Below are 12,398 nucleotides of genomic sequence, written 5' to 3' on the forward strand. Positions count from 1 at the left end.
ATCTAGTGCTCCGCCCCCTCATTCGCCAGCGCTTTGAGGCGATAGAGATGATCCAGTGCCTCGCGCGGGGACAGCGCGTCCACATCGAGCGCGGACAGCGCCTCGCGCAGCGGGTCGGCGGCCGCTTCCTCCTGCGCGGCCAGACTCGCGGCGAAGAGCGGCAGGTCATCGAGGCCCGCCGCTATGCCACCGGTCCTGGCCTTGCCCGCCTCCAGCCGGGACAGCACGTCCTTCGCCCGCGCCAGCACGGCAGGCGGCAGGCCCGCGAGCCGCGCCACCGCGATGCCGTAGCTGCGGTCGGCAGGGCCGTCGGCGACCTCGTGCAGCAGCACCAGATCGCCCTTCCATTCACGCGCGCGGACATTGTGCAGCGACAGGGCCTTGAGGCTTTCGGCCAGGCGCGTCAGCTCATGATAATGGGTCGCGAACAGGCAGCGGCAGCGGTTGACCTCATGCACCGCCTCGACCACCGCCCAGGCGAGCGCGAGGCCGTCATAGGTGGAGGTGCCGCGCCCGACCTCATCCAATATGACGAAGCTGCGCTCTGTCGCCTGGGAGAGGATCGCCGCCGTCTCGACCATCTCGACCATGAAGGTGGAGCGGCCGCGCGCCAGATTGTCCGATGCGCCGACGCGGCTGAACAGGCGGTCGACAAGGCTCAGCGTCGCTGATTGCGCGGGCACGAAGGCGCCCGCCTGCGCCAGCAGCACGATCAGCGCGTTCTGGCGCAGGAAGGTCGACTTGCCGCCCATATTGGGGCCGGTGACGAGCCAGAGCCGGTCCGCGCCCGACAGCACGCAATCATTGGCGACGAAGGGCTGGCCCTCGCGCCGCAGCGCCTCCTCGACCACCGGATGCCGCCCGCCGACGATCTCCAGCCGTTGGTCCGGCACGAAGCGCGGGCGTGCCCAGCCGCCCTCGGCCGCGCGCTCGGCATGGCTCGCCGCCACGTCGAGCCGCGCGATCGCCTGCGCGGCGCGGGTGATCGCTTCCTTGCGGGAAAGCACCTGCTCGATCAGCGCTTCGAGATGCGCGGCCTCGGCGGCGAGCGCATGGGCGCCCGCCTGCATCACCCGGCTCGCCTGTTCGTGCAGATCGACCGAATTGAAGCGCACCACCCCGGCCAGCGTCTGGCGATGGGTGAAGCCCGACCCTTCCTTCATCAGAGTGTCGCCATGGCGGGCAGGCACCTCGACATGATAGCCCAGCACCGCATTATGGCGGATCTTGAGCGCCGATATGCCCGTCTCGTCGCGATAGCGCGCCTCCAGCAGCGCGATCGCGCGCCGCCCGTCGCTGCCCAGCCGCCGCAGATCGTCGAGCGCGGCGTCATAGCCTTCCGCGATATAGCCGCCGCTCGCCGTCTCGGTGGGCGGGGTGGGGACGAGCGCGCGGGTCAGTTCATCGACCAGATCGCCATGACCGTCGAGCGCGGGCAGCAGCCGGTCGAGCAGCGGCGGGCGATCCGGCGCCCTCGCCAGCCGCTCGCGCAGCATCCGCGCCTCGCCCAGGCCGTCGCGTATCTGGCCGAGGTCGCGCGGGGAACCGCGCCCCATCGCCACGCGGCCCAGCGCGCGGCCGATATCCGGCAGCGCCCGCAGCACCGCGCGCAACGCATCGCGCTGGCCGCCATGATCGTGCAGCCAGTGCACCAGATCGAGCCGCGCCTCTATCGCCGCGCCGTCGAGCAGCGGCGCGGCCAGATCGGCGGCGAGCAGGCGCGCGCCCGCGCCGGTGACGGTGCGATCGACCGCGTGCAGCAGGCTGCCCTGCCGCGCCCCGGCCATGGTGGCGACGATCTCAAGGCTCTCGCGCGTCGCGGCGTCGATCGCCATATGGCTGCCCGGCGCGATATGCACCGGCGGCGCGAGATGGGGCAGCGTCCCCTGCCCGGCATGGTCGAGATAGGAGAGCAGGCCGCCGATCGCCGCGAGTTCCGCCCGGCCGAAGCTGCCGAAGCCATCGAGCGTCGCCACGCCGAACATCGCCTTCAGCCGCGCCTCGGCCCGCTGCGAGGAGAAGGCGCCCCTGTCGAAGCCATGCGCGCCCGCCCCCTGCCTGCCCGCAACGTCGAGCGCAGAGCCGTTCGCGATCACGATCTCGCTCGCGCCCAGCCGGGCGATCTCGGCCTGCAATGCGGCGGCGTCCACCGTCATCGTCTCGAACCGGCCGGTCGAGATGTCGGCGGCGGCGATGCCGATCTCCCCGCCCGCCTCGCCGACCGCGACCAGCATGTTGTCGGCGCGGGAATCGAGCAGCGTGTCCTCGGTCAGCGTGCCCGGCGTCACATAGCGGATGATACCCCGCGCCACGAGCGCCTTGGACCCGCCCCGCGCCTTGGCCTCCGCCGGGGTTTCGGTCTGCTCGGCGATGGCGACGCGGTGCCCGGCGCGGATCAGACGCGCCAGATAGGCCTCCGCGCTATGCACCGGCACGCCGCACATCGGGATGGGGACGCCGTCATGCTCCCCGCGCGAGGTCAGCGCGATGTCGAGCGTCGCCGCGGCGGCCTTCGCATCGTCGAAGAACATCTCGAAAAAGTCGCCCATGCGGTAGAAGAGCAGGCAATCGGCGGCCTGCGCCTTCAGCTCCATATACTGGGCCATCATCGGCGTCTGGGCCGAAGCGGGGGCGGAGGAAACGGAGCCGGTCTTGGAAGCGGGATTGGCCATCACCGCGCAGCGATAGCCGGTGACGCGGCGAAGCGGAAGCCCCCGCCCCGGTGAAAACAATTTATGCCGCCGCGGGCTTCATCGCACTTGTGGCCGTAACGTAAATGGGTCTAGGGCCTTTTGCACGGCGATGCGGATCGTCCCCGTCAGGTGCAGTGCGAATGAAGGAGATACAATGACCGAGAGAGCAAGTGTCGAATTTTCCGAACGCGAGGCCCTGTATTTCCATTCGCAGGGACGGCCAGGCAAAATCGAGATCATTGCCTCCAAGCCGATGGCTACCCAGCGCGACCTTTCTCTCGCCTATTCCCCCGGCGTCGCCGTCCCGGTGAAGGCGATCGCCGACGATCCCGGCACCGCCTATGACTATACCGCGAAGGGCAATCTGGTCGCGGTCATCTCCAACGGCACGGCCATCCTCGGCCTCGGCAATCTGGGCGCGCTCGCCTCCAAGCCGGTGATGGAAGGCAAGGCGGTGCTGTTCAAGCGCTTCGCCGACGTGGACTCGATCGACATCGAGGTCGCCACCGAAGATCCGCAGGCCTTCATCGATGCGGTCGCGCTGCTCGAACCGAGCTTCGGCGGCATCAACCTCGAAGACATCAAGGCGCCCGAATGCTTCATCATCGAGCAGGCTCTGAAAGAGCGGATGAACATTCCGGTGATGCATGACGACCAGCACGGCACCGCGATCATCTGCGCGGCGGGCCTCATCAACGCGCTGCACATCACCGGCCGCGACATCAAGGACATCAACGTCGTCGTCAACGGCGCGGGCGCGGCGGCCATCGCCTGCACGGAACTGATCAAGGCGATGGGCGCGCCCGCCGACCGCGTCATCATGTGCGACCGTCAGGGCGTCATCTATCAGGGCCGCTCCAGCGGCATGGACCAGTGGAAATCCGCCCATGCGGTCAAGACCGAGGCGCGCACGCTGGAAGAGGCGCTGAAGGGCGCCGACGTGTTCCTCGGCCTGTCCGCCGCCGATGCGCTCAAGCCGCACATGGTCAAGGACATGGCGGAGCAGCCGATCATCTTCGCGATGGCGAACCCGGATCCCGAAATCTCGCCGCCCGCCGCCAAGGCCGCGCGCCCGGACGCCATCGTCGCGACCGGCCGGTCGGACTATCCCAATCAGGTGAACAACGTCCTCGGCTTCCCGTTCATCTTCCGCGGCGCGCTCGACGTGCGGGCGACCGCGATCAACGAGGCGATGAAGATCGCCGCCGCCACCGCGATCGCCGAGCTCGCCCGCCAGCAGGTGCCGGAGGAAGTCGCCGCCGCCTATGGCCAGGCGCACCAGTTCGGGCCGGACTATATCATCCCCGCCCCGTTCGATCCGCGCCTGATGGAGGTCGTGCCGGTCGCCGTCGCCCGCGCGGCGATGGAAAGCGGCGTCGCGCAGAAGCCGATCGAGGACATGGACGCCTATGCCCGGTCGCTGAAGGGCCGCCTCAACCCGACCACCTCGGTGCTGACCCTCGCCTATGAAAATGCGAAGGCCAACCCGAAGCGCGTCGTCTTCGCCGAGGCCGAGGAAGAGGTCGTGCTGCGCGCGGCGATCCAGTTCCGCGACGGCGGCTACGGCATCCCGGTGCTGGTCGGGCGGCAGGACGTTTACGACCGGCTGCGCGATCTGGGCGTTTCCGACCCGCACAGCTTCGAGGTGCACAACAGCGTCAACTCGCCGCTGGTGCCCGCGATGGTGGAAAAGCTCTACGGCCGCCTGCAACGGCGCGGCTATCTGCTGCGCGACTGCCAGCGCATGGTCAACCGGGACCGCAACATCTTCGCCTCGCTGCTGATGCAGATGGGCGAGGCCGACGCGATGATCACCGGCATCACCCGCACCTTCCCCGAAACCATGCGGCAGGTGCGCCGCGTGGTCGATCCGGTGCAGGGGCAGACCAACTTCGCGGTGCATGTGCTGGTCGGCCAGACGCACACGGTGTTCATGGCCGACACGATGGTCAACGAACGCCCCAGCGCGGAAGAGCTGGCCAATATCGCGGAAGGGACGGCAGCCGTCGCCCGCCGCATGGGCCACCAGCCGCGCGTCGCCTTCCTGTCCTATTCGACCTTCGGCAACCCGACCGGCAACTGGCTGGAAAATCTGCGCTCGGCGGTGTCGATCCTCGACCAGCGCGGCGTCGATTTCGAATATGAGGGCGAGATGGCGCCCGACGTCGCGCTCAACCCGGCGGTGATGAAGAAATATCCGTTCAGCCGCCTGTCCGGCCCGGCCAACTGCCTGATCATGCCGGGCATGCAATCGGCCAACCTCTCCGCCAAGCTGCTGCGCGAACTGGGCGGCGATTCGGTGATCGGCCCGATCCTCGTCGGCATGGAAAAGCCGGTGCAGGTCGCGCCCATGGCCTCCACCGCGAGCGACCTGATGACGCTGGCGGTGCTGGCGGCGAGCGGCATCGCGGGCTGAGCGCGGGGGTAGCCCAATCAAGGGAAAGGGGAGGCGCGGCTATTGGCCCGTCTCCTTTTTTTTGACGATTATAGCCTTTGCAGACATGGTATGGAAAACAGGGTTGGGGTGGAACTGACATAGCCCAACCGTCATGCTGAACTTGTTTCAGCATCCATCCAGCCCCACAGACCGATGGCCGATCCGGCGCGATGGACCCTGAGCCGAAGGCCAGCGCAGCTAACCAAGTTCAGGGTGACGATAGAGGTAAAGTCCGGTTTCGGCCGAGTCCCCAGAACCCGTTTTAAGGGGTGATCGCGCTACACCCGGTCCGCCTGCGCCACGCAATCGAGCGCGCGCAGGGCGGAGACGATGCGCATCAGGTGCGGGGCGTCGGTCACCTCCAGATCGATGATGTCGGTGTGGAACGGCCCCTCGCGGTTCACCAGTTGCAGGTTCAGGATGTTCGCCTTGTTGACGCCGAAGATATTGGCGACGGCGGCCAGCGCGCCCGGCTGGTTCTTGACGATCACCTGCAACCGCGCGGTGCCGCCCTTCGACTTGCTGTCCCACGCAAGGTCCACCCAGTCCGCGTCCTGCCCGTCCTCCAGCGCCATGCAGTCGATGGTGTGCACCTCGATCGGCTCGCCGGTGCGGCGGATGCCGACGATGCGGTCGCCCGGCACCGGGTGGCAGCATTCGCCCAGGCTATAGGCTATGCCCGGCGTCAGGCCGCGGATCGAGACCGGATGATGCTGCGCCGGGGCGTGATGGTCGCCGTCCTGCCCGCTGGTGGAACCGGGGATCAGCGCCTCCATCACCTCCATGTCGGTGACGCGATGGGTGGCGATGGCGATCATCAGCGCGGCGCGATCCTCCATCTTCAGGCGCTTCAACGCCGCCGCGACCGCCTTGTCGCCGATCTCCACCGGCAGCCGGTCGACGATCTCCTCGAACAGGTTCTCGCCCAGCCGGATCGTCTCGTCGCGCTGCTTGTGGCGGATATAGCGGCGGATCGCCGCGCGCGCCTTGGCGGTGATCGCAAAGGTCAGCCAGCCGGGCTGCGGCTCCTGCCCCTCGCTCTTCAATATCTCGACCTGATCGCCATTTTCCAGCACGGTGCGCAGCGGCACCACCCGGCCGTTGACCTTGGCGCCGACCGTCTGCCCGCCGAGGCTCGTGTGCACCGCGTAGGCGAAGTCCACCGGCGTCGCGCCCTTGGGCAGCTGGTACAGCTCCCCCTTCGGGCTGAAGGCGAAGATGCGGTCCTGATACATGGCGAGCCGCGTGTTTTCGAGCAGTTCGTCGGCATCGTGGCTCTGGTCGAGGATCTCGATCAGGTCGCGCAGCCAGCCCGCCTGCCCGTCCGGCCCCTTGCCCTGCTTGTAGGCCCAGTGGGCGGCGAGGCCGAACTCATTCTCCCGGTGCATCTCGGCGCTGCGTATCTGAATCTCGATGCGCGCATTCTCGGCATGGATCACCGTCGTGTGCAGCGAGCGATAGCCGTTGCGCTTGGGGGTCGAGATATAATCCTTGAAGCGGCCCGGAACCATCTTGTAGCGGCCGTGGATGATGCCCAGCGCGCGATAGCAATCCTCGGTCGTCGCGGTGATGATGCGGAAGGCCATCACGTCGGTCAGCTGCTCAAAGCTGATGTGCCGTTCCTGCATCTTGCGCCAGATCGAATAGGGATGCTTCTCCCGCCCCGACACCGTTACCTTCATTCCCGCCTGCCCCAGCAGCAGTTGCAGGCCGGAGGAGATGCGCGCGACCTTGTCGACCCCGCCTTCCTTCAGCTGGTCGAGCCGCCGGGTGATGCTGTCATGCGCTTCCGGCTCCAGCTGCTGGAAGGCGAGCAGCTGCATTTCCCGCATGAAGTCGTACATGCCGATGCGCTCGGCCAGCGGCGCGTAGATCTCCATCGTCTCGCGCGCGATGCGGCGGCGCTTCTCTTCCTTGCCGATGAAGTGCAGCGTGCGCATGTTGTGCAGCCGGTCGGCCAGCTTCACCAGCAGTACGCGGATATCGTCCGACATCGCCAGCAGGAACTTGCGCAGATTTTCCGCCGCGCGCTCGTTTTCCGACTGCGCCTCGATCTTCGAAAGCTTGGTGACGCCGTCGACCAGCCGGGCGACGTCGGGGCCGAACAGCTCCTCTATCTCCTCATAGGTGGTGAGCGTGTCCTCCAGCGTGTCGTGCAGCAGCGCGGTGACGATCGTCTTGTCGTCCATGTAGAAATCGGTCAGGATGCCCGCCACCTCGATCGGGTGGCTGAAATAGGGGTCGCCGCTCGCCCTTTTCTGGCTGCCATGCTTCTGCACGGAAAAGACGTAGGCGCGATTGATCATCGCCTCGTCCGCATCGGGATCGTAGCGTTTTACGCGTTCGACAAGTTCATATTGACGCAACATTATCCCTGACGATTTGGGTTAAATGCGCGCGGGCGCAACAAAAAAATCATTTATGCGCGCCTTTTTCCGCTGTTCGCCTCCCTCGCAACCGCCGCGAGGGACGATCCGGCCCGGTTCCGCCGCCTTCGGTCATCGCATATGTTTTTTGCAAAAAAGCGGTTCCCGTTTGCCGGAGCCATGCGGTAAGACGGACAGCGCATGTCCGTTAATCCGTTTCAGGCCAAACCTTTTTTTCAGGACAAGAACCGGGCGTTCTGGAACCTGCAATCCGTCGGCTGGGCCGGCGCCTTCATGCTGCGCGGCATTTCCGGCCTCGCCAACGGCCAGCCCTTTTCCTTCCTGATCCCGGTCCTCATTTCGACCATCACCGGCTATTCGCTGACGCTGCTGATGGCGGTGATCTTCCGCATGCTGCTGAAGCAGCGGCCGTTCGTGACGTGGACCGTCTCGATCCTCGTGGTGCTGATCGCCGCCGGGATCGGTGCTTTCATCGACGCCTGGGTGTTCGCGACGCAGAACCGGGGCAGCAGCGCGGTCGGCCTGCAACTGCTGCTCGGCGCCTATTATCTCACCGTCACATTGCTGTTCGCCTGGGCCGCGCTCTATTATGCGATCAACTTCTACCTGACGGTGGAGGAGCAGGCGGACCAGCTGCTGCGCCTGGAAAACCAGGCGTCGAGCGCGCAGCTGGCGATGCTGCGCTATCAGCTCAACCCGCATTTCCTGTTCAACACGCTCAACAGCATATCGACGCTGGTGCTGCTGAAGCAGACGGACAGGGCCAATGCGATGCTCTCCCGCCTGTCCTCCTTCCTGCGCTACACCCTCATCAACGAGCCGACCGCGATGGTGCCGCTGCATCAGGAGATCGAGACGCTGAAGCTCTATCTGGAGATAGAGAAGATGCGGTTCGAGGACCGGCTGCGCCCGGTGTTCGACATCGACCCGCGCGTCGCCGACGCCCATCTGCCCTCGCTGCTGCTCCAGCCGCTGGTCGAGAATGCGATCAAATATGCGGTGACGCCCAAGGAGGAAGGGGCGGAAATCGGCGTCAGCGCCCATCCGGCAGGGGAAAATGTGCGCATCGTGGTTTCCGATACCGGTCCGGGGTTGAATGACGAGCATAAACGCCCAAATCTGTCTACAGGGGTTGGACTGGTCAATATTCGCGACCGGCTGACGCAGGCGTTCGGGGAACGACATAGCTTCGAAACGCGTTTTGCTCCGGGGGGTGGTTTCGTCGTCACGATCGAGCTGCCCCTGGTAACGAAGCCAGCATGAGAGATTTCCCAAGATGACAATCCGCACCATTCTCGTCGACGATGAAAGCCTCGCCATTCAGGGGCTGAGCCTGCGTCTGGAGGCCCATCCCGACGTTGAAATAGTGGAAACCTGCCAGAACGGGCGGGAGGCGATCCGCGCGATCAAGACCCACAAGCCCGATCTCGTCTTTCTCGACATTCAGATGCCCGGCTTCGACGGCTTTTCGGTCGTCGCAGGCACGATGGACATAGAGCCGCCGCTGTTCGTGTTCGTCACCGCCTATTCCGACCACGCGATCCGCGCGTTCGAGGCGCAGGCGGTCGATTATCTGATGAAGCCGGTGGACGAGCAGCGGCTCGCCGACGCGCTGGAACGGGTGCGCCAGCGCCTTGCCGACAAACGCCAGGCGCAGGAGGCCGAGCGCCTGCGCGAGGTGCTGGCCGAGGTCGCGCCGGAGGCGATGTCGAGCTTCGACACGGACGAGGACGAGAGCGCGCCGTCCGCCAGCCGCTATGAGAAGCTGATCAACATCAAGGATCGCGGCCAGATCTTCCGCGTCGATGTCGACAGCATCGAGCGGATCGACGCGGCGGGCGACTATATGTGCATCTACACCGCCGACAATTCACTGATCCTGCGCGAGACGATGAAGGACCTCGAAAAGCGGCTCGACCCGCGCAATTTCCAGCGCGTGCACCGCTCCACCATCGTCAACCTGTCACAGGTGCGGCAGGTGAAGCCGCATACCAACGGCGAATGCTTCCTGATCCTCGAATCCGGCGCGCAGGTGAAGGTCAGCCGCAGCTATCGCGACGTGGTGGCCCGCTTCGTGCATTGAGGCGGCCGTTCGTCCGCTTCCTTACCTCTCCGCCCCCCGTCATGCCAGCGCAGGCTGGCATGACGGGGGGCCTGGTTCCACGCTGTCGAGGGCGATGCCAGCCTGCGCTGGCATGACGGAGATGGGATAGGCTGTTTCTCTGGGGCTTATTGAAATTTCACGCGGAGGCGCGGAGATGCGGAGGGAATATTCGCGAAGCGTCTTTATTCCATCCACCCGGCCCGCCCAAGGCAAGAAAAGCTGAGAGACCTGCGGCCCCTCCCAATCTCTCCGTGTCTCCGCGCCTCCGCGTGAACCCGATTAACCCTCATGCAGCCCGAGATCGGCGAGCGTATCAGGCGGTCAGCACCTCGACCAGCGCGCGGACCTTCTTCTGCCGCCATTGCGGGGCGGGGGCGATCAGCCAATAGCCGTGCTTGCCCGCTTGCGCCTCTCCCACCTGCCGCACGCGCCCATCGGCGAGCGCGCCCTGCGCGAGGAGATGCGGCACGCTGGCGCGGCCGAGGCCATTGGCCGCCGCGCTGATGGCGAGGCCGCCGTCGGCGACGCGGATCAGCGCCGGTTCGGCGGCGGGCGCGCCGCTGCCGGGCCAGTCGATCCAGCCTTCGGCGCCGCCGGTCGCGCTTTCCACGACGATATAGCGCCCGTCATCCAATGGAACGCCCTCATGCTCGCCGACGCCGCCGGTCAGTTCGATCGCAAGGTCGAGATTCGCCTCGGTGAAGTCGGGCGGCGTGTCGGCGGCGATCAGCGTCAGGTGCAGGTCCGCCCGCTCCGCCGCATAGCCGGCGAGGCGCGGCATCAGCCAGGTCGCGATGATGTCGCGCGGCGCGGCGATGGTCAGCGCGTTGCTGGACTGGCCCGCCTGCATCGTCTGCACCGCTTCCTCGAACTTCAGGAAGCCATTGCGCAACGCCTCCAGCGCGCCCTCCGTTTCCGGTGTCAGCTCCAGCCCCTTGGGCGTGCGGCGAAAGAGGACGACACCCAGCATGTCCTCCAGCGCGCGGATCTGCTGCCCCACGGCGGCGGGCGTCACCGCCAGTTCGTCGGCGGCGCGGGTGAAGGAAAGGTGGCGCGCGGCGGCATCCAGCACGCGCAGGCCATTCAGGGGCAGATGGGTTCTTTTCATTCCGTTTCCGCAGGAGCAATCAGGGCGAAGCGCGGAATGGCGACCTTCAACATGCGCCCGTCCGACGCGACCATCGTATAATGGCCCTCCATCACCCCTGTCGAGGTGGTGAGCGGACAGCCCGACACATAATCATAGGAGGCGCCGGGATGGATCACCGGCTGCTCGCCGATCACCCCTTCGCCTTCCACATGATGCACCGCCCCGCGCCCGTCGGTGATCGACCAGCGCCGCGACAGCAGTTGCACCGGCTCGTCCCCCTCATTTTCGATGCGGACATGATAGGCCCAGAACCATCGGTCCTGCTCCGGCTGGGACTGCTCCGGGAGATAACTGACGGCGACACGGACGACGATATCGTCGGTCACGGCGAAAAAGGGAAACAAGGCCTTCACCGGCCCAGATTCTCCTAAAGGCCGATCGAGGTCAATGCCTGATCCAGATCCTCGATAATATCCTGCGGGTCTTCCAGCCCGACATTGAGGCGCAGCATGCCCTCGACCACGCCCATCGCCTCGCGCGTTTCCGCGCCGACACCATGATGGGTGGTGGAGGCCGGATGCGTCATCAGGCTGCGGCTGTCGCCGATATTGTTGGAGATATCGATCAGCTCCAGCGCGTTGAGCAGCGCATGCGCCTGTTCCCGCCCGCCGTCGAGGATGAAGGAGAAGATCGGCCCGCAAGCCCTCATCTGCTTTTGCGCCAGCACATATTGCGGATGGCTCTCCAGGCCGGGGTGCAGGATCTTCGGCACGCGCTTTTCCATGAAGCGGCCCACGGCGAGCGCGCTTTCCGACTGGCGCAGCGCGCGCAGCTCCAGCGTTTCCATGCCCTTGAGCACCACCCAGGCGTTGAACGGCGAGAGGGTCGGCCCTGTGTTGCGCTGGAACGGCATCAGCACGTCGTTGATGAATTCCGCCTTGCCGCAGATCGCGCCCGCCAGCACGCGCCCCTGCCCGTCCATCAGCTTGGTCGCGCTGTAGGCGACGATATCCGCGCCATAATCGAGCGGGCGCTGCAACACCGGGGTCGCGAACGCATTGTCGACGACGGTGACGATGCCGCGCGATTTCGCGAGGCCGCAGACATAGTCCATGTCGACCAGATCCATGGTCGGGTTGGCCGGGGTTTCGAAGAAGAAGAGCTTGGTGTTGGGGCGGATCGCCTTTTCCCATTCCTCGTTGATGAAGGCGTCGATCGCGGTCGTCTCGATGCCGAACTTCGGCAGCAGCGTGTCGGTCAGCCAGCGGCAGGAACCGAACGCCGCCTTCGCCGCGACGACATGGTCGCCCGCCTTCAGCTGGCACAGCAGCGCCGCCGTCATCGCCGCCATGCCGCTCGCCTGGCAGCGCGCGGCCTCAGCCCCCTCGATCAGCGCGATGCGCTCTTCGAGCATCTGCACGGTCGGGTTCTGGAGGCGGGAATAGGTCATGCCCTCCTGCTCCCCGGCGAAGCGCACCGCGACCGTTTGCGCGTCGTCATAGCAATAGCCGGAGGTGAGGAAGATCGCCTCGGAGGTCTCGCCATGCTCGCTGCGCCAGGTGCCGCCCCTGATCGCCTGCGTCGCCGGACGCCATTTGGAGGTAATCTCGCGATTCTGACCCGTTGTGCGTTTCATCTCATGCCCTGATCGTGATGCCTGATCGTGATGGAGGCGACGGGGCAGCCC

8 protein-coding genes are annotated in these 12,398 nt (G+C 66.1%); 3 read left to right on the forward strand and 5 right to left on the reverse strand.

What is annotated here, in order from left to right; all coding sequences use genetic code 11:
- Window positions 1-2 precede the first annotated feature (2 nt).
- Entirely contained in the window at window positions 3-2,672 is a 2,670-nt protein-coding gene (gene mutS, locus GGR43_RS00940) for a DNA mismatch repair protein MutS (RefSeq protein WP_484592890.1), read from the reverse strand.
- 175 nt (window positions 2,673-2,847) lie between these two features.
- Between mutS and GGR43_RS00945 the strand changes: the two genes are divergently transcribed.
- Window positions 2,848-5,109 (forward strand): NADP-dependent malic enzyme, encoded by a 2,262-nt coding sequence (locus GGR43_RS00945; RefSeq protein WP_188070065.1) that lies wholly within the window; start codon window positions 2,848-2,850, stop codon window positions 5,107-5,109.
- A gap of 299 nt (window positions 5,110-5,408) precedes the next feature.
- Here GGR43_RS00945 and GGR43_RS00950 read toward each other — a convergent pair whose 3' ends face one another.
- Entirely contained in the window at window positions 5,409-7,499 is a 2,091-nt protein-coding gene (locus GGR43_RS00950) for a RelA/SpoT family protein (RefSeq protein ID WP_188070066.1), read from the reverse strand.
- A gap of 198 nt (window positions 7,500-7,697) precedes the next feature.
- Between GGR43_RS00950 and GGR43_RS00955 the strand changes: the two genes are divergently transcribed.
- Both GGR43_RS00955 and GGR43_RS00960 read left to right on the forward strand, forming a co-directional pair.
- Window positions 7,698-8,780, forward strand: coding sequence for a sensor histidine kinase (locus GGR43_RS00955; protein WP_188070067.1), 1,083 nt, complete (start codon window positions 7,698-7,700; stop codon window positions 8,778-8,780).
- Between the two features lie 13 nt (window positions 8,781-8,793).
- Window positions 8,794-9,600, forward strand: coding sequence for a LytR/AlgR family response regulator transcription factor (locus GGR43_RS00960; protein WP_188070068.1), 807 nt, complete (start codon window positions 8,794-8,796; stop codon window positions 9,598-9,600).
- A 334-nt stretch (window positions 9,601-9,934) separates the two neighbouring features.
- Here the strand turns inward: GGR43_RS00960 and GGR43_RS00965 are convergent, their stop codons facing one another.
- Genes GGR43_RS00965 through GGR43_RS23460 form a run of 3 tightly spaced genes read right to left on the reverse strand, consistent with a single transcriptional unit; the run spans window position 9,935 to window position 12,347 of the window.
- Entirely contained in the window at window positions 9,935-10,729 is a 795-nt protein-coding gene (locus GGR43_RS00965) for a LysR family transcriptional regulator (RefSeq protein WP_188070069.1), read from the reverse strand.
- On the reverse strand, window positions 10,726-11,124 hold the full coding sequence (apaG, locus tag GGR43_RS23455; protein WP_188070070.1) for a Co2+/Mg2+ efflux protein ApaG: 399 nt from the start codon (window positions 11,122-11,124) through the stop codon (window positions 10,726-10,728). The genes GGR43_RS00965 and apaG overlap by 4 nt, the downstream gene beginning before the upstream one ends.
- 14 nt (window positions 11,125-11,138) lie before the next feature.
- Entirely contained in the window at window positions 11,139-12,347 is a 1,209-nt protein-coding gene (locus tag GGR43_RS23460) for a trans-sulfuration enzyme family protein (RefSeq protein WP_188070071.1), read from the reverse strand.
- Window positions 12,348-12,398: the final 51 nt, after the last annotated feature.

The sequence above is a fragment of the Sphingobium jiangsuense genome (assembly GCF_014196495.1).
Lineage (GTDB): Bacteria > Pseudomonadota > Alphaproteobacteria > Sphingomonadales > Sphingomonadaceae > Sphingobium > Sphingobium jiangsuense.

What these genes read in the sequence shown, in the direction of transcription:
- GGR43_RS00955 (WP_188070067.1), top strand. Translation starts at nt 7,698, where the DNA reads ATGTCCGTTAATCCGTTTCAGGCCAAACCTTTTTTTCAGGACAAGAAC.
- mutS (WP_484592890.1), bottom strand. Translation starts at nt 2,672, where the DNA reads ATGGCCAATCCCGCTTCCAAGACCGGCTCCGTTTCCTCCGCCCCCGCT.
- GGR43_RS00965 (WP_188070069.1), bottom strand. Translation starts at nt 10,729, where the DNA reads ATGAAAAGAACCCATCTGCCCCTGAATGGCCTGCGCGTGCTGGATGCC.
- GGR43_RS23460 (WP_188070071.1), bottom strand. Translation starts at nt 12,347, where the DNA reads ATGAAACGCACAACGGGTCAGAATCGCGAGATTACCTCCAAATGGCGT.
- GGR43_RS00960 (WP_188070068.1), top strand. Translation starts at nt 8,794, where the DNA reads ATGACAATCCGCACCATTCTCGTCGACGATGAAAGCCTCGCCATTCAG.
- GGR43_RS00945 (WP_188070065.1), top strand. Translation starts at nt 2,848, where the DNA reads ATGACCGAGAGAGCAAGTGTCGAATTTTCCGAACGCGAGGCCCTGTAT.
- GGR43_RS00950 (WP_188070066.1), bottom strand. Translation starts at nt 7,499, where the DNA reads ATGTTGCGTCAATATGAACTTGTCGAACGCGTAAAACGCTACGATCCC.